This window comes from Mesorhizobium sp. M0571, assembly GCF_040320985.1.
In the GTDB taxonomy this organism is placed as follows: Bacteria; Pseudomonadota; Alphaproteobacteria; order Rhizobiales; family Rhizobiaceae; genus Mesorhizobium.
The window spans coordinates 1-21,743 of the sequence record NZ_JAMYQT010000018.1 but is presented as its reverse complement, the minus strand read 5'-3'; the positions used below and the strand labels follow the sequence as shown (position 1 = coordinate 21,743).

Sequence of the window (21,743 nt, the reverse complement as noted above, 5' to 3'; positions counted from 1 at the left end):
AACTGTGTCGTAGTGTAGGCGGTTCACACATCTCGATAGATACGTGTCCGCTTGTGAGACTTTGTGCTCGGTCAGCTTCAGAGCGACTCCCATAAGATAGCAGACATTCCTGCTTGGTCGGCATGATCGCGAAAGATGCGGGGCTGCATCCCTTGACCAATCTCATGCCATTCCCTATATAATTGAGCATCCACTCACTCAATATCGTTAGACGGAAATATGGCGCGTCCCCTCAGTGAAGAAAAGCGACAGGCACTGCTCGATGCAGCGGCCGAGTTCGTCGCCAACCTGGGCACAGGCGCGTCCACGGCCAAGATCGCAAAGGCTGCTGGCGTGTCTGAGGGAACGCTGTTCACTTACTTTCCAACCAAGGACGATCTGCTCAACCAGCTCTTTCTCGAGATCGAGGCCGACTTGGTAGAGATGATGCTGGCCCCATATCCGGCGGACGCCTCCCCCAAAGACCGACTATTTGTGGTCTGGAACCGTCTGATTGACTGGGGACTGGCTCACGCCACAGCGCGCAAGGCCCTTCGCCAGCTGAAGGTGTCAGATCGCGTGACGGCGGAAAGCCGGAACCGGTGCCACGCTATGCTGCGAGATGCGCGGACGATGGTGGAAGAGTGTCTCGCCGGCCATGCCGCGCCTGACAGGATCGCCTTCTACATCGATACCATTCTCTTCGACTTGGCTGACATCAGCATCAATGCGGTCACGGCCAGACCCCAGGAAAGTGACGCCATCCGCCAGGCCGGGTTCGACCTGTTCTGGAAGGGGTCTGCCGCCTGAGTTTTAACCGATAAATGAGCATGTAAGCACTCACACATAAGGATCGAAGATGTCGAATAGTAAGGGTTTCACCGAAGCCAACGTCCCCAAACAGACGGGAAAAAGCTTCATCGTCACCGGCGCCAACGCCGGCGTAGGATTCGAAATCGCGCGGGTGCTTGCCGCCAGGGGCGCGCGCGTCCTGCTTGGCTGCCGCGAGCAGACCAGGGCGCAGGATGCCATCGCGCGGATCAAGCGGATCACGCCGAACGCCGATCTCGTCTGGTTGCCGCTCGACCTCGGTGACCTCGACAGTGTTCGCACCGCAGCCGAGATCGCCGCGAAGGAGCCACGGATCGATGCGCTCATCAACAATGCCGGGATCATGAACCCGCCGCTGACGCGCACGAAGCAGGGGTTCGAATCGCAGTTCGGCGTCAATCATCTCGGCGTGTTCGCGCTCACCTCGCTGCTCCTGCCTAAACTTGCGGAGACCCCGGGAGCGCGGGTGGTCGTGACCTCCAGCGTCGCGCATCTGAAGGCCAAGATCGACTGGGACGACCTCAACGCCGACAAGAGCTACATCAAGAACGATCGCTACGGCGCCAGCAAGCTGGCCAGCGCGCTGTTCTTCTTCGAACTGGATCGTCGCCTGCGCGCGGCGAAGTCGCCCGTCACAGCAATCGGCGTCCACCCTGGAGTCGCCGCCACAAGTCTTGGCCGTCACATGGGGCTGATCCAGATCGTAGGCCCAATCGTCGGCCTGTTGCTCAATAGCGCCGACAAGGGCGCGTGGCCGGCACTTCTGGCTGCAACCGGCAAGGTGAAGCCCGGAGGCTATTACGGTCCCACCGGCTTTGGCGGAATCCGCGGTGTAGCCGGCGAAGCAAAGCGCGCGCCGCACGCCGAAGATCCCGCGCTCGCGAAGCGGCTCTGGGACGTCTCCATCGCCATGACCGGCATCGATCCAGGCTTGCCGGCCACCTTACTTCACGGCGACACGGTGCGTCAGGCCCTCGTGTAGGCTTGCTCTGGGGCGCGGATTGGACGAGCCTCGCCCGGGCGACGAAACCTTGCTACAAGAGACATGACGGTACTTTTCCGCTGGTAGTGGAGCGGCTCCCAGCCGCTAAAAATCGGTTCTCAGAGGCAATCGACTTCGATAGATACCGAAACCGTGCGAAAAATATTCAGTGAAAAATCTGTTTAAAATCAACAGCGTAGATTTTTGACGGCCCCATGTCGGCTTATCATCATCTAAACTGAGGAAATTTCGAGCGAAATCAGCTACTTATGGTCCGTCCGAACAATCGAGTGGGAATGAGGGGGAGTACCGTGGCGGCGCCCATACCCCGTCGGGCCCACCCCAACCTTCGCGACTTTGTGGCCTTCAAATATTCGGCCGCGCGCTGCTCGAAGAAGTTAGCGCGCGACCAGTTCTCGGCGTCGATCACACGACCGTAGATTCGATTACTGCTCCTTCTTGAACAAATCCTGGAAGATGAGCTGGCCCCAAGTGCGGCCGCGTGCGTGCACCAGCGCGCCACCCTCGTTGAGCTTTCCCAGCTTGACGGGTGCGAACCCGAGTTGTTTGGCCAGGCCGCCACGGGAGCGATCGCGTCCTCGTCGTCGCTCGACAGAAAGACGACCCGGTGGCCGCCCTCGACGATCGGATCGGCAGCCAGGGTGGCCGCAACCAGGTGATTGAAACCTTTCACGAATTTGGCGCCGGTGAACGCCTTCGCGACGAAGGCGGAGGACGGGAGACCGTCCAGCTCTTCAGGCACTGGAAACACGTTCGTCGCGTCGATGACTGTCTTGCCTTCCCAGCTCGGCAGAGCCTTCGCAACTTCGCGATGCTCTCCGAACGGGACTGCCAAGATGATTGTGTCGGCCTCGAGTGCATCCCGCAGCGACTTGGCGACGACCCTGGGTCCAATCGCCCGAGCCTGCGGCGCCAACGCCTCGGGCGGCCGGCGGCTCGCGACGGCCACGTCGATGTTTTTACGGGCGAAGGCGCGGGCGAGGGCGTGGCCTATCTTACCGAATCCTACAATTGCGTAGCTCATAATGCTTCTCCGATCCGTGTTGGTATTGATTTCCCCGGCCTTCAACGGCGCTGGGTTATTCGTTCCGCTGTGTGGCGACCTTTGCGTGGTCGTTCCACCATGGACACGCTAGTTCCCGCCGGTCAGCCGCTTCCCGCGATCCGGCGCGATTTCAGATGGCCGAGAAGCCGCCATCGACAGACAACTCCACCCCATTCACGAAGCTCGAATCGTCGGAAGCAAGAAACAGCGCGGCCGTCGCAATTTCCTCAGGACGCCCCATCTTTCCCCGCGGGATCAGGGATTCGAACATCTGCTTCGCCTCCTCGGTGAGAACTTGGTCCTGCATCGGTGTGGCGATCGGCCCCGGGTGCAGCACGTTCACCCGGATATTCCTGCCCTTCAGTTCGTTGAGCCACCCGCGTGCGAATGCGTGCAACGCCGCCTTGCTCGCCGCATACACGCTGTAACCAGGAAAACCTTTCACCGAAGCAACTGACCCGGTCATGAAGATCGATCCGCCATCGTTGAACAGCGGCAACGCCTTTTGCACCGTGAACAGTGTGCCGCGCGTATTCAGGCCGAAGGTCGCATCGAAATGCTGCTCGGTAATCTCGCCCAGTGGGACGGCTTCGCCCGTGCCGGCGCTCGCGTACAGGACGTCGATCTTGCCCTTTTCCCGCTTGACTGTATCGAACAGGCGGTCGAGGTCGTCGAGATTGGCCGCGTCGCCGCGCACGCCGGTCACGTTCCGGCCGATCAGCTTGATCGCCTCGTCCAGCGCCTCCTGTCTCCGGCCCGTGATGAAAACATAGGCGCCTTCTTCAACGAACCGCTTGGCGCTCGCCAGCGCCATGCCGCTCGATCCACCCGTGATGACTGCAACCTTACCCTCAAGCTTTCCCATGACTTCTCCTTTCGTGGTGTCGGGACAGCATCTGCCTCCGAGAACCTCGAAATGGGTCCGCCGGCGTCAGCTGTTGAGTGCGGAAGCGCGCACATCGGTGGTGCGAAATCGATCCGGCTGGACGACTGACGCCAGCCGCGACGATCGGCGTCCGCCGTTCGGAATTGGGCCGTGCTTGTCGGCATTGGCTATGATCACCGCCCGTGCTACCCCACATTCGAGAGGATGTTCGATGGTGTTGGACCCAGGCTGGCAAACTCCGCGGTGCCGGATTGCACCATGATCGACTGGGATGACGTTCGCTACTTTCTTGCCGTCGCGCGCGGAGGCTCGGTGCGGGCCGCCGCCGAGCGCCTCGGTGTGAACCACTCGACCGTGCTGCGACGTGTCGCCCAGCTCGAGGAACGCCTCGGCGTGCACATGTTCGAAAAGCTGCCTTCGGGCTACCGCCTGACGGCTGCGGGCGAGGAGGTCCTCGAGTTCGCGGACCAGATGGAAGTGTCGTCGCACCTGCTGGAGACGCGCGTCTTCGGGCGCGACCAGAGCGTGCGCGGGCTTCTGCGGGTGACGCTGGCACCGCCCCTCGCGACACACCTGCTCATGCCGGACTTCGCCGATTTCGCGCGTCTGCATCCGGACATCGAGATGGAAATCTTGTCGTCCGGCGAGCTGGCAAATCTGACCAACCGAGAGGCCGACGTCGCGATCCGCGTCGTCTACGACCGCAAAACCCTGCCGCTCAATCTTCACGGCCTGAAGGGACCGGAACTGTTCGGCGGCATCTACATGTCCTGCGATCGACTAGCCGCGTGACGTGCGGGGGCGCCTGATCCCATCCGGTGGATCGTCATAAGCATTCATGGAATTCCGGAATGGGCCAGCGAGGGTGAGGTTCGTACCACGGGGGTTCCCTTCAGGACCACGGACGCTGAGGCGCAGATCGTTGCCGTACGGCAAGGGCTCGGGATGACGACACTGCCGTGCTTCGTTGGCGATGCCGACCCCCTACTGGTGAGGGTGCCGGGTACCGACCTGCACATGTACGGAACGGTTTGGCTCCTCACACAGGGGGAGACACGCAAGACGAAGCGCGTGCGGCTCTTCACTGAGTTCGTATCCCGCAGGCTCGCCGCGTACGCGCCGCTTCTCGCGGGGCTGTCCATATCGCGCGACTGATGCGCGGCAGGTCGCCGGCGACGCTTGCCGTAATCCGGTCGGAAGCCGAGCTGCGATCGCTTGAAGCGGTGTCGTTCAATCCGCGAATGGCGCGCCGTATCGCAATCGGCGCGAGGGCCACACTACTGGCGGGCGACGGACTTCACCATCGCTGACGGTCTTTTAGGGCAGCTGGAGACGCCGCTCTTGCGGAGGACTCCGAGGAAAATCGACCACTCGATATCGATAGTCTGTAAAACCGAGCAAATCGCGGATCGCCGAAGTTCTCCTTTGAATTCAAGAGCGAGAATTTCTGACGGATCCAGGATACGGTTCTTCGTCGTCAGCGGAAAGATTTGCCTCGATGGATCAATGCGTTATGATGCTTCAGAACGAGTGGGAGTGAGGGATAAACGGCGGCAATAGCGTAGTCTCGGCGGCGAATTTCACCCTCGGGCAATTGTCGGTCTAGTTGGTTCTCACTCCACTGAACTGGCGTTCTCCTTTTCCGCCTCGCACGTCCGATCTGCGCCCATTTTCAGGATGATGTAAAGTCGCTTCAAAGGGCGATAGTGCTCTGGCGTAGAATAGCGCGCACAAAGGCGGGTCTGCTAGCGCCAGTTCCCGGACGTACTCCAGCTTGTCTCAAATCGCTAATACCTATTTAGGAGTCCACAAACGCACCGGTAGCTGCCATTTATAGACATCCTGTCTCACTGGTGGAACATATGGACCTGCTCGCCTTAGCCGACTTCAATCTGGTTGCACGTCATGGTGGGTTCGGGCGAGCCGCGCGCGCCACAGGGCGCCCCAAGGCGACGCTCTCCCGGCGCGTTGCCGAACTGGAGAATAGCCTAGGCCTACGCTTGTTCGCGCGCGGAGCGCGTGCGCTGAAGCTCACTCAGGAGGGAAAGGCCCTGCATGAGCGAACCAGTCGCTTGCTGACGGAAGTGGAGGAGACGGCCGCAGCGATTGCGTCGGGAGACCGAGAACCGCGTGGAAATTTGCGGATCAGTGCGCCATTGCTCTTCTCTCAACTTGCGATGGGTAAGCTGGCGGCAGGCTTCTCGCTCAAATATCCCGACGTTATCCTTGAAGTCACGACCGAAGACCGCGCAGTCGACATGGTCGAAGAAGGGTATGACTTGGCCATTCGCGTCAATCCGCGTTCCGATGAAAGCTTGGTGGGACGGGTCTTCATGCGTGATCGGCTTGTGATCGTGGCGAGCCCGCAAGTGGCGAGACCGCAAGACGGAGACGCCGTTCCGGCTGTCGTTCATCGCTCGGACAGAGGACTTTCGTCGTGGAACATCAAACCGGACACGGGGCCGACGACGATCGCGTTCACCCCGGTGCTCAGCCTGTCGTCGCTCATCATGGTTCGCGATGCGGTCGTCATGGGTGCGGGTGCGGCACGGTTGCCGGTATCGCTCGTGAGTCATGATCTGACCGCCGGCACGTTGGTGCATTGGGCGGACGTGGATGCCCCAGATACTGCCTTGTGGACGCTCTACCCGTCGCGGCGCCTGTTGAACGCCCGCGTTTCCGCCTTTCTCGACCATCTGAGGGAAGCGTTTCCCAAAGGCACTCCCGACGAATTGGCAGCGTTTCATTCGGATTTGAAGCCGCCACAGTTACCTTACTGTCGGCCAACGCCGTCAGCCATGTCGCAGGGCCAGCTTGATCCAATGACGCAAGCGACGACCGCCCGATGATGGCTGCTACAGTCCGATGAACTACAGCAGCAACGCATCAGTCGCCAAGCCGCGGATAGTCCGTGTAGCCGGCCGCGCCACCGCCATAAAAGGTGGCCGGATTGGACTCGTTGAAGGGCGCGCCCAACCGCAGACGCTCGACGAAGTCGGGATTGGCCAAAGCCCAACGGCCGATCGAGGTCATGTCTGCCTGGCCCGAGACGATGTCCTGGTCCAGGGCTTCGCGCGTGCGCCCGAGCCGCAGCACCATCAGGGTCGTGGGCCACGCATGGCGGATGTCGGCGAGGAGCTCGTCGCCCCCGCCATACATCAGGTGGAGATAGGCCAGCTTCAGCGGTGCCAGCGCGGCGACCAGTTCGCGATAGAGCGCAGGACTCTCCGGACCTTCATCAAGCCCGCCCAAAGGCAGGCCTGGCGAAAGGCGGATAGCGGTGCGATTGGCGCCGATCTCATCGGCGACAGCCTGCGCCACTTCGACGGCGAACCGGATGCGGTTGGCGATTGGCCCGCCATAGGCGTCGGTCCGGTGATTGGCGTTCGGCGCAAAGAACTGATGGATGATATAGCCGTTGGCGCCGTGAATCTCGACGCCGTCGGCGCCGGCATCGATAGCCAGCCGCGCGGCCCGCCGGAAATCCTGCACCGTGGCGGCGACTTCCTCGGTCGTCAGCGCGCGCGGCTCGGGGATGGGCTGCATGCCGCTCGCAGTGAACATCTGCTCACCGGGCGCGACGGCCGACGGGGCGACGGGCTGACGGTGATGCGGCGTGTTGTCCGGGTGCGACATGCGGCCGACATGCATGAGCTGCAGGAAGATCTTCGCGCCTTTTGCATGAACCGCATCGGTGACCTTGCGCCAGCCAGCGACATGTTCGGGCGCGTGGATCCCCGGCGTCGCGAAATAGCCCTGGCCATCGGCCGAGGGTTGCACACCCTCGGTTATCAGCAGGCCCAGCGAGGCGCGCTGGGCGTAGTATTCAGCGGCGTGCTCGCCCGGTACGCCGTTGAACTCGGCACGGCTGCGGGTCATCGGGGCCAGGGCCAGGCGATGGGGTAGGTCCATCCGGCCCACGCCGACCGGATTCCAAATCGTCGTCATGATGAAATCCTTGAAGTTAGAAACGAGGTGATCAGCGGGTGAGGTCGGCGACGATCTTGCCCGGCGCGTGGCCGGTGCGATTGCGCTCGATTGCGGAAGCCAAATCATCGAAACCCACCACGTCGCCGATCGTCGATGTCAGAGTGCCCGCAGCGACCTGCTGGACGATCGCGGCCAGACGCGCGGTGTCGGGCTTGTTCGATAAAAAGACGCCGCGGCGGCCTGGCGGCGTACGCGATGCGAGGTCTGTAGCGGCGATGCTTACGAGAAGGCCATCGGGCGACAGGAGTGCCCAGGAGCGGTCCACGACCTCACCGCCGATGAGGTCGACGACGAAATCGATGTCGCGCGCAAGCAGCTCGAAGTTCTGCTGCCGATAGTCGATCACTTCGTCCGCGCCGAGGGCCAGGACATGCGGCAGGCTCATGGTCGAGGCCGTGGCATAGACGGTCGCTCCGGCCGCCTTGGCGAACTGGACGGCAAAGCCGCCCACGCCGCCGGCTGCGCCATGGATCAGCACCCGCCGTCCGGAGAGGTCGAAATCCGCGGCCTGAATGACATGCCAGGCTGTCATCGCCGCGACCGGAATGGCCGCCGCCTCCACGTCCGACAGGGCTGACGGAGTCAGGACGAGCTTCTCGGCGTTGATGACAAGATGGTCGGCGTAGGCTCCGACGCCACCGAGGGCAGCCATAACCCGATCCCCGGGCTTCACGCCTGTGACGCCGGGGCCGGTCCGAAGCACGACGCCGGCCATTTCGATGCCAAGCGTCGCGGGCAGGGTCAGCTTGAAGCGCTCGCGGAGGTAGCCTTCACGGATTTTCCAGTCGATGCCGTTTACCGCGGCGGCCTTGACCGACACCAAGACCTCGCCCGGACCCGGCTCGGGCGCGGATACGCTATCGACTGTCAGGGATTCGGGGCCGCCATAGGCTTGAAGACGTAAGGCTCGCCCGCGCGCAAGCGGTTCGGAATTGGAATCGGCCCGGTTGAGGTCAGCGGATTGTGTCATGTGGTTCTCCTTCTTGGCGGAAGGTAAGCGTTCGAAATCCGCGCCATAAGTCATCGAAATTAGACAGTCTGTCTCGCTGGAGAGACACTTGATGGACCTTCCGGGTGTCTCTAATTTCGTATTTGTCGCCTCGTCCGTCCGGTCTTTTCGGCCAGTCGGAAAAGCGGTCGACCTACGGCGACCTTGTCGCGGCGCATAATCGGGCCTGGGCGTGGGACTATTCGAACGAGGTGACCGCACACTTAAGCTCACGGACGGCGGCCGGCGCTCTTTACCCGAACCGAAGGTTGGCTCGGCGAACTGCGTGAGGTCGAGGTGAGCTGCACGGGCGACTGCAGATCAGTGCACCAGTGCTCTTCTCTCACTTGGCTATGGGAAGTCTCCTTCTCATAGATCGTGCTGTCGGCGAGCGGGACGATCAGTCGGCGTTCATGCCGCTTGATCTTGCCCGTTCGCATAGGTTTCGAGGTGCTGAGGATGGGGTGCTGACGGTACTTTGGCAGCGTTTGCGGTTCGGATGTCAGACCTGGAATGGCGCGCTGAGGGCCAATAGTAGTCGATAGATGGCTTGCGGAGATCGCCGAAAATTCCTCAACGAAATCAGGATTGTAATTTTCTGACGGGTCCCCCGCCGGTAGTATTTGGACCGGAAAATAATTTTGTGAATGAATTCAATTTGTTGACCTGCCCCCGAACAATCGAGTGGGAGCGAGGGTTAGCGTAGTCTGGAGTGCTCCCGCGTAGTTTTTCGTAGAAAAACAAAGATTTGCGGTTCATCTCGTTCACTATCGTTCCTGCATCATCAACATCAACTGAAACTATCGACTACCTAAGTCACACATTTTTTGGCCCTGCGGAAAACCGCGTTGTGACCGGCAGGTGTCACAGTTTTTCTACTCCGTTGTGCTAGCTTTTTTTCTGCGCCGAATAGTGTGCGACTGCGCGACGGCCATTTTCAACTCGGGTGTGATCTCCAACGGTGCATTCTCTGCCCCATGTTGGTTCTGTAGCCCCTGGACCTGGACGGTCGGAAATGGGAGTTCGATGCCCTGCTCCTTGAAGACCTGGCGGAGGCGTACATAGAATTTGCGTTTCATACCGAAGGCGCCTCCCGGCTTGGTTGTGGCCTTGACCCTCAATACGATGCCGTATTCGCCGAACTCCTGTACGCCCTGCATCTTGATCGGGTCGAGCACCCAGTGTTTGAACTCGGGATCTTCCGCCAGTTCGAGGCCGATCCGCTTGATCAGCTTGCGAGCGAAGTCGATATCGGTGTCATAACCAACGGTGATGTTGAATTTGTCGATAACCCAGTCACGGCTCTGGTTCTGGACTGCCCCGAGTTCACCGAAAGGTATCGTGAACAGCGGACCACGATGGTGGCGCAGCTTCACCGAGCGCAGCGAAAAGCTTTCCACAGTACCCTTGTAATTGCCCGATGAAATGTATTCGCCAACACGGAACGCATCATCGAGCAGAAAAAACACGCCTGAAATGACGTCCTTGACGATGGTTTGTGCCCCAAAGCCCACGGCGACGCCGACGACGCCAGCGCCGGCGATCAATGGGCCGATCTGGATACCCAGCGAGGCGAGCATCATAAGCACCGCCATCACGATGATCGATGCGAGCAGAATGTTCTGGAGGATCGGCAAGAGCGTGTGCAGCCGCGCCTGCTGCGGATCGAGGATCGGGACGTCCTCGTCGCTGATCACAGGGTGCGGTGTTTCGATGCCCAGCTTTCGTTCGATCAAAGCTTTGATGATCGACCAGCCGAAGTCGGCGGCGAGGGCAATGACCACGACATTGATCAAGCCGCGCAATATGAACGTCGTCGTCGTATCGCTGTCCCGCATGGATTGCATGTCCAGACCCCAGACACGTGCGAGAAGGTAAGCCGCCGCCAGGATGAAAATCATTCGGATTCCGCGATCGATGACAGCGATCGTCACCGCCGGGATCGTGGGCCGGCCGACATCTTCCGAACCTGGCCGCAGAACGAAATTAACCCCGCGCTGCGTCACCACGATTGCCAAAGGCAGGAAGAATGCGGCGAAGGTGAACCAGAAGTATATATAAAGGCCGGCGATACGCTGCAGGAACAGGACGACGAAATAAGCAGTCAATATCCATGTCGCTTCCGTGTGACCGATGTGGCGCGCACCGTCTCGCTGCGTTCTTGGCCGACGCCAAATGGCGAGCAGCAGGAGCAACAGCAGCACGAAATCGGCGCCCAGTGACAGGACCATCATTCCGTCCTGATCGATGCCGAGACCTGGCAAGAGGATAAACGCGGCGCCGAAGAAGGCGAAGACGCCGACGATCCGGGGTAGCCAATAGGACCAATGGTCAGCCGCTTCGTTGGTGATCGGCAAAGCACGAACCTCGACGGCGTTCTCGACGTTCATGAAGGAAGGGACGAGCATGGCCATGACGTACATGCGCACACCCCATGTAACGACTGCCGCCATCAGAAATGTCAGTACAATCTCGCGGATAAGCATCGGCCAGTCGAACAACATGAACGCGCCGGCGCTGCCCAGTGCGAAAGAGACTATCAGCATGCTGGAATAAAGCAGGCGGCCACCAATTTTCTTGGCTCGCCCAACAGGCGTATCCTTCGGTTGCGCGATAATCCAAAGACGAAATGGACGGGTGAGCTTGAACGTTGCCCAAGTGAGTGCCAGGCCGGCAGCGATGAACATTGCAATCAGCACAAATACGCCGGCAGGCCCCTTGCTGGACATATCCTCCATCGTCTCTGCCCGAACGCGCGCGAACTGGCCTGGCAGCAAGGGCAAAGTTCGCACGATTCTTTCGATATGATGCCTGATCCCATCGAGCGTCGAGGATGCCATCGTATTCATCTGGCCTGGTGCGGCCACGGCGCCGGACGATGCGTCGGTCGGCGAAACCCCTCTCTCGGCGGGCGCTCCCGTTGACCCGGCGTCCTGATTTCGCTGTTCGGCCACCCAGGCCTTCACTGACGGATCGTCGAGAAGCTCGAACAGCTGTTTGACCCTTTCAGGCGGGACGGTCGCTGGCGCCTGCGCCTGCGCCTGACCAGCCAACAAAAGGGCGATCCCAAAGACGAGCGGCCTGGCAATCAGGGCAAACATCGCAGTCAGGTCTCCGAGACGCCGTGCCGGGCGCGCCAGGTTCGTGGCTCCCAATCGTCGAGTCATGAGTGGCATCGTGCTGTTAACCTTCCGGTCAGATCGGCGAGCAACGACATCTATGTCCGTTGTTGCCCTACCTTGAAGAAACCGATGTTGCGGTGCAAGACGTCATCGTTCCGAGCCAGACCGTTGCGCCGGGTACTTGGCGGTGTTTATTTAGCCGCGGGGGCAGGGCATTCCGACCTCGGCCCAGGCCTCCGGCCGTTCTATGAACTGGGCATCGACGTTAAATCTCAGGAACTGATTTCCTGAGTTGACCAGGACAGACCTTTGGCGGTCGCTCGGTGGTCAACTGCTTCGCGCACCGCTGCGGACATTCGAAACCATGATGTTGCTTGAGATGCAATGCGCTTCCGGGTCGGCACTGCCATGCGGCAAATCAGGCCGGGAGCCGCCACATTCGCACACGACCTGTACCACGCAATTCCGTTTCCTCGAGTGGGTCGCAAGCAAAATTTGGTCCAAGCAGTTGATGAGTTGCATCCGAAATACGGATTTCATCGGGCTCCGCGGACGTTTGGATACGTGCGGCGAGATTAACGGTGTCGCCCCATAGGTCATAGGCAAACCGCCTTTTGCCTATGACGCCCGCCACGATTGGTCCTGAGTGAATTCCAATTCTGAGTCTTATCGGTTCTCCTGCGAAGCGTTCGCGCTTAACCGCCTTCCGCAGTTCAAGTGCATAGTGCGCAAGGGCTTCCGCATGATCGGATCGCGCAGCGGGCAGGCCAGCGACCACCATCACACAATCGCCGATTGTCTTGATCTTTTCGCAGCCGTATCGCTCCGAGAGCAGATCCGCCGCCTTGAAGAAGTAATTTAAAATAGCGAGCGTCGTCACGGCTCCGACGCTCCGCGCTCTTTCCGTAAAACCGACGATGTCGGCAAAAAGCACACTCACCTCCGCGTGGTTGTCTGCAATTTGTTCGTGCGCTTTTAGCCGCTCCGCGATCGACGCCGGAAGAATGTTGAGGAGTAGGGCTTCGGCGCGCTGGTATTCACGCGACAATCCCTCTTGGCTCGCCCTCAACGCCTCGTTTGTCGATTGTAATTTCTCGTTGAGTTGACGCTCCCTCTCTTGCAGGAGCGTCATTTCATAAGCCTTCTGTTGAAGCCGCTGCCTATTGTCGCGTTCGGCAGTGGCGTCAAGAAAGAGCAGCCACACGCAGGCATTGTCAGCAAAAAGATGGAGGTCCGCGACACGCCCGCTGGGCAGTTCGACCATGGCCATATCATATGGAAGCTCCGGGCAGGGCAACAAACCTTCCATGAATTCAAGCTGCTCGGCAACAGGCTTACCTATGCGAACTGACGAGAGTCCGTAATGTTTAACGTTACCGCCCTTCGCAGCTATGCAAAGCTGGGCGTCGATTTTCAGATATGCGACCGAGCGCTCGTTGTAGAAGAAATCGTAAATCCAGCTTCTAACTTCTCTTGGCAAGACATGCATGGTTTATTTGCTGACCATCGAAGCAAGTTGACGAAACGCATCATCAACATGTTCACCCGAAAGCGCACTTGTTAGATAGATTTGCCATCCAAGTTGCCTCAGTTCGTCAATTTCACCATCTGATATTGCCCACCGATCGGCCAGATCGGATTTGTTGAACAGCAATACAAACGGCATAGCGCCGAATTCAGCCTCGGCCCGCTCGCGCAACGTGAGCGCCACGGCAAGAGTAGCAGCGCGTGTTCCATCGACGACAAGCACGAGCCCACTCGCACCTCGCACATAGCTGACGCGGAATGAGCCGATATCGTCTTCGCCGGCCAAATCCCACAAAATCAGATCCACGGTTTTGTCCGGGAATGCGACACTCTTCTTGTCGATTTTCACTCCCACCGTGGTCAAGTAGGTTTCTGAAAAGATGCTTTGCACAAACCTGCGAACCAGACTCGTCTTTCCGACAGCGAACCCGCCCAACATGCAGATCTTCTTTTGCAATATCCTGGGCTCCGCCTAGTGGAAGTTTACCGTAACCGAAACTCTGCGGTTGGCGGAGTTCCCGGTTCGGCTATTTTCAATCTCCGCTGGCTCAAAGGTGCCCGCGCCGCGAACCAAGAGCAACTCCGGATCGACGCCGCGCTTCTTGAGAAGCGCACGAACTGTTTCCGCGCGCGCGGCGCTGATCGACAACTTGGCCGTTTCACGGCCCGTCTCGTCCGAATGGCCGGTCAACATGAACTGTGCTGTTACGCCTGCCTTGCGGGCGTCCTTGGCCAATTCCTTCAACTGATTCGCCAATTTGTCGAGAACCGGCAGTTGCTCTGGTCCCGGTACAGCCTTGCCAGAATCGAAGAAAATGTTGACCGCTTGAATAGCCTCCCTCAAATGAGTGAGTTGCGGAGGGGTCAACTCACGCAGCTCGGAGAGTTCTAGAGAGAGTCCGTCCGCGGACAGCTGTTGGGCGGCGACCCGCGCCCGATCTATCCAGGCGGCAGGAGCTTCACCCTGGGCAACGATGCGATCCTTGATGATCGAAAGCCGTACTGAATCCGGCGGAGTCAGCGACGCCATCAGCCGCTTCACCACGAACTTCGGATCAAGGCTTTGATAGAATTGCCACTGTGAATGAACGCGAGCAGGATCGACCCCTGTTCCGGACAGCAGAGCCTTCGGGTCGGCGGCCTGCGGGTCTCTCAGGCCGGAAATATAGAAATGTCCGCCCCTCGCCGTTTGTTGGGCGACGATGATTCCCGCTTGGGCCTCCAGTCGCGACACATAAGTCTGCCAGTGCTCCGCCGCGCGTGCTTCGGGGCTCACATCACGAACCTTGGAGATGTCGAATTCCGGTCCGCCTGCCGAAAGCTGTCGGGCCGCTGCGCGTGCGCGATCTATCCAGGTGTCGGGAGCCTCACCCTCGGCAACGATGCGATCATTGACGATCGAAAGCCGAACCGATTTCGGCGGGGTCAGCGACACCATCAGCCGCTTCAGGACGAACTTCGGATCAAGACTCTGATAGAATTGCCACTGCGAATGAACGCGGGCGGGATCTACCTCCGTTCCGGACAGCAGAGCCTGCGGGTCGGCGGCAAGCGGGTCTCTCAGGCCGGAAATATAGAAATGTCCGCCCCTCGCCGTTTGTTGGGCGATGATGATTCCCGGTTGGGCCTCCAGTCGCGACACATAGGCCTGCCAGTGCTCCACCGCGCGTGTTTCGGGGCTCACATCACGAACCCTGGAGATATCGAATTCCGGTCCGCCTGCCGAAAGTTGTTGGGCCGCTGCGCGCGCCCGATCTATCCAGGTGTCGGGAGCCTCCCCCTCGGCAACGATGCGATCATTGACGATTGAAAGTCGTACTGAATCCGGCGGAACCAGCGACGCCGTTAGCCGCTTTAACACGAACTCCGGATCAAGACTCTGATAGAATTGCCAGCGTGAATGAACGCGGGCGGGATCGACCTGCGTTCCGGCCAACAGCGACTGCGGGTCGGCGGCAAGCGGGTCTCTCAGACCGGCAATATAGAATTGGCCATCGCGCACCTTTTGTTCGGCAACGATGATGCCCGGCTGGGTCCCCAGTCGCGACACATACGCCTGCCAGCGCTGCCCGGATTGCCAGGAAAGAAAGAACCAACCGCCTGCGGGAATCAAAACCAGCAGGACTGCAGCCACTACCAGCCACGGAAATCCCTGGTTTGATTCCTCCTGCTTCAGTTCAACGCAGGTCTGCAACTGCGTCTCTACGCCGGCCAACTGCGAACTGTCGCCGTCAAACTGCTCTAGAGCCTGTGAGCATTCATCATGGATGCGAAGCAATACATCGCGAATTATTTCATGTAATTCCTCTGGCGGATTTCCCCGGATCACCGCAACCAAGGTCGCAAACGGTCCAACTTCTGACCAGAGACGAAGTTCCCCAAAACGGATAGTGTCCAGACTGCTCTGTTCTTTCTCGTTAAATGAGTCTTTCACAAAATCCTGAATTGCACTAAGCATAGAAGAAATGAGTTGAGGATCTTCGCTAGTTGCATTATCGGCAGTTACATGCGCTATCAAAAGCCCGGAATTCCGATTGATGAGAAAGACATGTTCCACACGATAGACAAGAGAATGCTTAAGAACAACTTCCGAGAAACTTGCCCCCGTTCTCCAAGCTTCAAATCTCCACTTTAGCCCATGCCAGGTAAATATATGTCTTAAAGTTTCATTCAGCGATTGAAAGGTTTGGTCGATCTTTTCGCCGATCGACTTGCGAATAGCCGGCAGAAACACCGGGTACAATATATCCGTAAGCGTACGCGGGCTCTTCTGGATGGACCGTTGCACGGCCCTCTCGACAGCTGGCGCAAGGGCCTCTCCGAGTTGCGCATGAGGCGCACGTGCGGCTGCACTGGGGAGAACACCCCCAACTGCAGCCGCAAGCTGCTCAGGTTCGTCGAGCAGGTGCGCAATTCGTGAAAGCTCCGAAATTTCGCGGCCGACCAGCAACTGGCGCAGCGTTTCCATGCGAGGATCGACGGTTGGAACTCCGTCGAAACGCGCTCGATAGTCCGGATCAACGTTCCGGGCAATTTCGATCAATAGACTGGCCAGAGCCTCGCGATCAATCTCTGTATCGTTCGAAGCTGCTCTTTGAGGAAGGCTGATTGGGTCGACGGTCGACGTCAAGTTCCGATCAACTCACTTTCCAGGTACGCTCCGAGTTGCTCTTGCTGCCGGCGGGATCCTGATTTAGACATTTTGCAACCTCGACAAACAGGCCAGCCAAAAGATTTCGGTCGGTCTTGACATTGCCGAGATCGGAAAACATTTTCTCCATCAGCATCTGAATGCTTTCATTCTTTTGCTTGATTTCCTCACGCAGCAAATGATCGTTTCGATTTATCCGGTCCGCAACTTCCCGCTCAAGCTCGCTCAACTGATCCGACAACGCGCGCACCTGCTTTTCGAGCGCCTGATTTTGCTCGCGAAGATTCCGATCAATCTCCTTGTCGGCGTCGGCTCGCGCGTCTTTTTCGTTCCGCAATTGCGCCGCAAGCGAGTCGACCTGCTTCTTTGCATTTGACTCGTACATTTCAAGATTGCGCTTGGCCTCGGATTCGACATCCTTGAAGCGCTGCAAGACCCGTTCTTCAAGCTTGGAAAAGCGGCGGTCATAGTCCTGCATCTGGTTGCCGAACAGCAGATCACGTATCTTGTCGACACCTACAGCGTCGCCGGGGGTCCCGCTCTCGCGAGCCTGGCCCGCCATGAAGGTCAGCCCGCTTCCGTCTGCATTACTTATCAGATTTGCGTCCGCTTTATTTGCCGAAGAAGCGGTACTCGAAGATTCCTTGGCCATCCCATGCCCCTTCTTTTGAACATTGTCACAGAGCTAATTTAGCAACTGATAAACTTGCCAGTAAAATTGTCGACCCGCAAGCCGGAATCTTCTCGGCTTAAGTCGGTTCGTACGTCCCCATTCGGGTAGATTTCGACATGCGGCTCGATCCGGATCAGCTTGCGCTCGCGTCTTCGCCCGCGATCATCTTTTTGCAGATGAAATGCGAGAGCGGAGATGCCCTGGCGCATCGACCTCAGCTCCAAGCCGTCGGGCATGCGCGCTGCCATTCAGCCTGTGTTCAAGTCTTTTTTGCCCGCCTCTAATTCGCCCTTATCTTGACAGGGCAGTGCTGCCAGCCGATGCCGTCATCCGGTTTTGACATTTGCCAACTCTTGCCGAAGAAAACGAAAGCTCGATGATCCAGGATGCTACTGCAAGGCGGTGTGGTACCGATGCTCAATGCCGAGCAAACCGTCGGCGCAATGCTTGCCGGCATCCGCCGGCAGACCTACCAGATACTGGATATAGTGGTGATGGACGATGGGTCGACGGACTGATCGGCGTCGATTGTGACGGCCTACGCCGAGAAAGATCAACACATCTTGTTCTACCTCGAACCAGGCGCGGGTAAGACGGCGTGGCGCATGATCCCTTGGTTTCAATCGTGGTTCCTGCGCACAACGCGGAGGTAACGCTGGCGCGCTCACTCGATTGCCTTCTCGATCAGGAAATAGTGGATTGGGAGGCGATCATCGTCGACGACGCCTCCACGGACCGCACCCCTGCGATCATCGCCGGTTATGTAGAGCACGATGCCCGATTTCGGATGTTGAGCTCTTGCGCGTATAGCGCCGCCGGCGCGCGCAATAGCGGGATGTCGAAAGCGCGCGGCCACTGGCTCATGTTTCTGGATGCGGATGATTGGGTGGATGCCAGCTTCCTTGCGAAAATGCTGGCCGCACTTGAAGCCGCGCCCGATGCGGTCGCCGCCTATTGCGGTTCCCGGCGCGTGATGCCCGATGGCGAACTCACCCCGTCGAGCATCGCGACGGAGGTTGCGATCCAGCCCTTCGAAACATTCGCGCGCCGGTGCGCAATCCGCACTCACGCGCTGCTCGTCGACCGGAAGACAATTGTCGAGTTGGGCGGCTTCGATGTGTCGCTGCGCACCTGCGAGGACTGGGATCTGTGGCAGCGCCTCGCACGTCTAGGCAAACATTGGGTGATGGTCGACGAGCCGCTCGCTTTCTATCGGGTCAGCCCCGACTCGCTCACCCGCAATTCGACGCAGATGCTGGCAGATGCGGAAATTGTGATCGCCCGCGGCTTTTCTGCTGATCCCAGGGTCAAACACCCAGCATCGGCTCACGCCAATGGAGCGATCGAGGCGAACGGTCGCACCGCTTCCGAAGCACTCGCGTGGTTCGCGTTGTGGAACGCCGCGTCGGATTGCGGCTGCGGCTCGCGCTCGATCAACCCGCAGTCTCTGCGCGCGCTCCCGGCAGGACGTAAATGGGCGCGTGAGATCGCCAAGGTGGCCTTCGATGGCCTTATGGTAGGAAGCCTATCGGTGCCAGCGCAATTGGCTGCCAGGTGGGACAGGTTCGGCGGCTCCCTCACCGAGTTGATCATCGAACTCGGCAAGGTCTGGAATAATCCCGACGCGGCTCGCCGCGTGCAGTATCACTTTGAGCAAATGCTGCTCGATGTCGACGATCTTGCCGCGCCGCGCAGGCTGGCGCGGACACTTGGAATTCGTGTCGACGCGCGAAATCCGGCCTCGATCGAAGTGCCGGAAGGAATCGATCAAATCTATGCCCATCTGATGATGGATGGCCAGATCGAAGCTCTCGTGCAGTTCGGCGTACTCGGGAAAGTGACAAAGCGTCATTGGATTGAATTGATCCTGAATTTCGTGCCCCCTGAGCGGCTTATACGCAATCTCTCCGGCCATAAACGCATGGCGTCCCGCTTCTGGAAGAGTGCCGCGCGGCTTGCGGGGCGATCGCCTGTATATGCACCGCAAAAGGGCGCCGGTGCCGACAAATCAAACATGTTTGCAGCCGAGGCATTGCTGTCCATAGCGGGACGCCGGTCTGATCCGGACAGTCACTTCGGCAAACTCGCGCGATTGGCCGCGGAAGCGCGGCGGCTGGTTGGGTCGAGCGCCGAAGCGACAGAGCCTCTTGCAGCGCCGCGCCGTGCACCGGCCGCGGATGGGCACGACAATGATCGCACGTCGTACTGGAATCGCTATTTCGAGTCCGAGGATCCCTGGAACTACGGTTCGCCCTATGAGCAGGAAAAATATGAGCGGCAGCTCGAAATTCTGCCTGCCGGTCCCATCGGACGGGCGCTTGAGCTGGCCTGCGCGGAGGGCCACTTCACGCGGCAGCTGGCGCCGCGCGTGGGCCATTTGACCGCAACTGACATCTCCGCCGTAGCCGTCGGACGGGCGCGCGCGCGATGCAGCGATCAGCCGAATGTTGAGTTCGGCGTACTGGATTTTTCTGCGGACACGCTGCCGGGCGAGATGGATCTGATCGTCTGTTCGGAAGTGCTCTACTACCTGGACGATCTCACCGAGTTGCGGCGCATCGCCAAAAAACTCATTGAGGCGTTGGCGCCTGGCGGCAGTTTCATCAGCGCACACGCATTCGTGCTAGGTGACAATGTTGAAAGGACGGGCTTCGACTGGAACACATTCGGTGCACAAGTGATCTCAGAGACGCTGGCAACGACCGAAGGCCTCGTCTTGGAGCAATCGATCCAGACCGAGCTCTATCGCATAGACCGCTTCCGCCGCCTGTCACCAGGCGACGTGGCGACGGAACCGATGATTGATCATGTGCCAATCCGCGCGCCCGTCGAAATCGGGGTCGCGCGAAATATCGTCTGGGGCGGGGCGCGGGCCTTGCGACGCGACGTCGCGCGTAGCGAGCGGCGGCAGCGTATCCCTGTCCTCATGTATCACAGCGTCTCCGATGAAGGTCCGGCCGCGCTCGCCCGTTTTCGGCTCACGCCCGCCGCATTCGCCAGCCAGATGGCATGGCTGCGCGCCAATGGCTTTCACGCGATTAGGTCCGAGCAGCTGGAAGGGTTCATCGCCAACCGTCACCCTTTCGTTGGCCGCCCAGTGCTCATCACCTTCGATGACGGCTTCCAGAACTTTGCCGACCATGCCTGGCCGACCTTGCGCGCGAACGATCTGACCGCGGAAGTGTTCCTGGTGACGGACCTGGTGGGTGAAAGTGCACAGTGGGACGCCGACAGCGGTCCGCCAACGCAGCTTATGGACGCCAGGACGGTGCGACGCCTCGCCGCCGAAGGTGCGTTCTTCGGAAGCCATCTGGCGACGCATCGCGCGATCGATGGTCTGTCGAGCTCTGACTTGGCCGCCGAGCTCCTGCGCTCTCGTATGTTCATCGAACGGTGGACCGATCGGCCAACCACGGCGTTCGCGGCACCCTTCTCTGTCACCGACCGACGGCTTGGCAGGCTGGCCAAGGAGTGCGGCTATCGAATCGGCTTCGGCGGCAGACACGGGCCGGCGGACCTCGATTGCGATCCCATCGACCTTCCGCGCATCGAGATTCGCGGGGATCGCTCGCTCGATTACTTTGTTGCCCGTGTCGAGGCCGTGCTCGAATGAACGGTGAACTTGTCAGTGTCACAATGCGCAAGATACAATCGACGAGACGCTCCGCAGTGTGCGCGCTCAGTCCTATCGTGCGCTCAAGATTATTGTTGTTGCGATGGCTCACGCAACCAGACTGCCGCGGTTCCAGGGCGCGTCGCTCCCGCGATTACCCCATGTGGACGGCCCCGCTCCCGTTGACGGCATTCTGACGGTTGGAAGGGCGCTGTCGCAGCGACCCCACGATACAGGAGCCATCCACAGAGGACCTCGCTAGTCCAGAGGCGGCAGAAAGCATCGCCAGAACCGTACATTCTGGCTCGTCGAGGCCAATGTCTAGATTTGTAAACAAACTGGTTTTTTGTTCTCGCCCCGTTTACCTCGTTCGCAAGTCTATTGGGCCACTTGGGAGACGGCTGACATCAGCTCCTGCGGGTTTGGCGCTCCAAACATGTATCGCCCACCCTCTGGAACCTCCGTGAAGCTCCAGCGGACGATCCCCTGCCGGTCCAGCAGGAACTGACCTATCAGTTGTCCGTGTCCCGTTGCCATCATCTGCTCGTCGGCTTCGGTCAGTTCGTAATGGTCCCTCTTGTCGAGGATTTCGCTGGCCGCAAGAGGATCCATAGGACCGGGCAACTCGCTTGGTATGTCGACCCGCATATCCTTTACCGCTGCCATCGAGACCTTGTACGGCCAATTCGTCTCGTTTTCGGTGAATTCGAGATTGGGCAGTCCAAAAGCACGATGCGAAGCACGTTCAGGGTCGGAGGCCGCAAGCAGATTCGGCATCGGGTGGTAACGGAAATAGAGACGCGCCCGTTCGATCGGCGTGTTGACCACCGTAAGGCTCTCTACGCCCTTTTCGCGCAGCTCCGGATCGAGCCGCGCCTGGGCGGCGATATGGCGCCGGCAAAACGCACAATGCAGTCCTCGGAACAGGCCGACCA

Annotated in this window: 15 protein-coding genes and 2 pseudogenes; 6 read left to right on the top strand and 11 right to left on the bottom strand. The window is 59.4% G+C overall.

All coding sequences use genetic code 11. The features are described from left to right. The first annotated feature begins 219 nt into the window (after positions 1-219). A complete protein-coding gene (locus NKI85_RS21170) occupies positions 220-789 on the top strand; it encodes a TetR/AcrR family transcriptional regulator (RefSeq protein WP_352526396.1) in 570 nt (189 codons plus the stop codon). A gap of 49 nt (positions 790-838) precedes the next feature. Next, positions 839-1,792, top strand: a complete 954-nt coding sequence (locus tag NKI85_RS21165) for an oxidoreductase (protein WP_352777808.1) — start codon at positions 839-841, stop codon at positions 1,790-1,792. Positions 1,793-2,238: 446 nt separating this feature from the next. Here the strand turns inward: NKI85_RS21165 and NKI85_RS21160 are convergent. Both NKI85_RS21160 and NKI85_RS21155 read right to left on the bottom strand, forming a co-directional pair. Then, positions 2,239-2,837: pseudogene (locus tag NKI85_RS21160) on the bottom strand (NADPH-dependent F420 reductase). Between the two features lie 151 nt (positions 2,838-2,988). After that, entirely contained in the window at positions 2,989-3,723 is a 735-nt protein-coding gene (locus NKI85_RS21155) for an SDR family NAD(P)-dependent oxidoreductase (protein ID WP_352526397.1), read from the bottom strand. Positions 3,724-4,002: 279 nt separating this feature from the next. Here NKI85_RS21155 and NKI85_RS21150 point away from each other — a divergent pair. Together NKI85_RS21150 and NKI85_RS21145 are read left to right on the top strand one after the other, a co-directional pair. Continuing rightward, positions 4,003-4,899, top strand: a pseudogene (locus NKI85_RS21150) (LysR family transcriptional regulator). A 707-nt stretch (positions 4,900-5,606) separates the two neighbouring features. After that, positions 5,607-6,593 carry a LysR family transcriptional regulator gene (locus NKI85_RS21145; protein WP_352777806.1) on the top strand — a complete coding sequence of 329 codons (987 nt, stop codon included), beginning with the start codon at positions 5,607-5,609 and terminating at the stop codon, positions 6,591-6,593. A gap of 37 nt (positions 6,594-6,630) precedes the next feature. Here NKI85_RS21145 and NKI85_RS21140 read toward each other — a convergent pair whose 3' ends face one another. The 8 genes from NKI85_RS21140 to NKI85_RS21105 form a co-directional block, all read right to left on the bottom strand. Beyond that, positions 6,631-7,692, bottom strand: coding sequence for an alkene reductase (locus NKI85_RS21140; protein ID WP_352777803.1), 1,062 nt, complete (start codon positions 7,690-7,692; stop codon positions 6,631-6,633). A 31-nt stretch (positions 7,693-7,723) separates the two neighbouring features. Continuing rightward, on the bottom strand, positions 7,724-8,704 hold the full coding sequence (locus tag NKI85_RS21135) for an NADP-dependent oxidoreductase (RefSeq protein WP_352777801.1): 981 nt from the start codon (positions 8,702-8,704) through the stop codon (positions 7,724-7,726). 893 nt (positions 8,705-9,597) lie between these two features. After that, positions 9,598-11,823 (bottom strand): mechanosensitive ion channel family protein, encoded by a 2,226-nt coding sequence (locus NKI85_RS21130; protein ID WP_352777799.1) that lies wholly within the window; start codon positions 11,821-11,823, stop codon positions 9,598-9,600. A gap of 439 nt (positions 11,824-12,262) precedes the next feature. Next, positions 12,263-13,333, bottom strand: coding sequence for an adenylate/guanylate cyclase domain-containing protein (locus NKI85_RS21125; RefSeq protein ID WP_352526403.1), 1,071 nt, complete (start codon positions 13,331-13,333; stop codon positions 12,263-12,265). Positions 13,334-13,336: 3 nt separating this feature from the next. Beyond that, a complete protein-coding gene (locus tag NKI85_RS21120) occupies positions 13,337-13,828 on the bottom strand; it encodes a Rab family GTPase (RefSeq protein ID WP_352526405.1) in 492 nt (163 codons plus the stop codon). 15 nt (positions 13,829-13,843) lie between these two features. Further along, positions 13,844-16,501, bottom strand: coding sequence for an OmpA family protein (locus NKI85_RS21115; protein ID WP_352777793.1), 2,658 nt, complete (start codon positions 16,499-16,501; stop codon positions 13,844-13,846). A 7-nt stretch (positions 16,502-16,508) separates the two neighbouring features. Beyond that, a complete protein-coding gene (locus tag NKI85_RS21110) occupies positions 16,509-17,174 on the bottom strand; it encodes a DUF3450 domain-containing protein (protein ID WP_352526408.1) in 666 nt (221 codons plus the stop codon). Between the two features lie 38 nt (positions 17,175-17,212). Next, positions 17,213-17,404: a hypothetical protein gene (locus NKI85_RS21105; protein ID WP_352526409.1), complete on the bottom strand. Its 192-nt coding sequence runs from the start codon at positions 17,402-17,404 to the stop codon at positions 17,213-17,215. 177 nt (positions 17,405-17,581) lie between these two features. Between NKI85_RS21105 and NKI85_RS21100 the strand changes: the two genes are divergently transcribed. After that, positions 17,582-17,713, top strand: a complete 132-nt coding sequence (locus tag NKI85_RS21100) for a glycosyltransferase family A protein (RefSeq protein ID WP_352526410.1) — start codon at positions 17,582-17,584, stop codon at positions 17,711-17,713. An 80-nt stretch (positions 17,714-17,793) separates the two neighbouring features. After that, the gene (locus NKI85_RS21095) at positions 17,794-20,808 is read left to right on the top strand and encodes a glycosyltransferase (protein ID WP_352777789.1); all 3,015 of its coding nucleotides are present in this window, start codon (positions 17,794-17,796) and stop codon (positions 20,806-20,808) included. Between the two features lie 378 nt (positions 20,809-21,186). Here NKI85_RS21095 and NKI85_RS21090 read toward each other — a convergent pair. Beyond that, positions 21,187-21,743: thioredoxin domain-containing protein (locus tag NKI85_RS21090; protein WP_352777787.1), on the bottom strand; the 557-nt coding region annotated here is incomplete at its 5' end.

Excerpts from the sequence above, each read along its gene's own strand:
- NKI85_RS21170 (WP_352526396.1), top strand. The coding sequence starts at position 220 with ATGGCGCGTCCCCTCAGTGAAGAAAAGCGACAGGCACTGCTCGATGCA.
- NKI85_RS21165 (WP_352777808.1), top strand. The coding sequence starts at position 839 with ATGTCGAATAGTAAGGGTTTCACCGAAGCCAACGTCCCCAAACAGACG.
- NKI85_RS21155 (WP_352526397.1), bottom strand. The coding sequence starts at position 3,723 with ATGGGAAAGCTTGAGGGTAAGGTTGCAGTCATCACGGGTGGATCGAGC.
- NKI85_RS21145 (WP_352777806.1), top strand. The coding sequence starts at position 5,607 with ATGGACCTGCTCGCCTTAGCCGACTTCAATCTGGTTGCACGTCATGGT.
- NKI85_RS21140 (WP_352777803.1), bottom strand. The coding sequence starts at position 7,692 with ATGACGACGATTTGGAATCCGGTCGGCGTGGGCCGGATGGACCTACCC.
- NKI85_RS21135 (WP_352777801.1), bottom strand. The coding sequence starts at position 8,704 with ATGACACAATCCGCTGACCTCAACCGGGCCGATTCCAATTCCGAACCG.
- NKI85_RS21130 (WP_352777799.1), bottom strand. The coding sequence starts at position 11,823 with ATGTTTGCCCTGATTGCCAGGCCGCTCGTCTTTGGGATCGCCCTTTTG.
- NKI85_RS21125 (WP_352526403.1), bottom strand. The coding sequence starts at position 13,333 with ATGCATGTCTTGCCAAGAGAAGTTAGAAGCTGGATTTACGATTTCTTC.
- NKI85_RS21110 (WP_352526408.1), bottom strand. The coding sequence starts at position 17,174 with ATGGCCAAGGAATCTTCGAGTACCGCTTCTTCGGCAAATAAAGCGGAC.
- NKI85_RS21105 (WP_352526409.1), bottom strand. The coding sequence starts at position 17,404 with ATGCGCCAGGGCATCTCCGCTCTCGCATTTCATCTGCAAAAAGATGAT.
- NKI85_RS21100 (WP_352526410.1), top strand. The coding sequence starts at position 17,582 with ATGCTACTGCAAGGCGGTGTGGTACCGATGCTCAATGCCGAGCAAACC.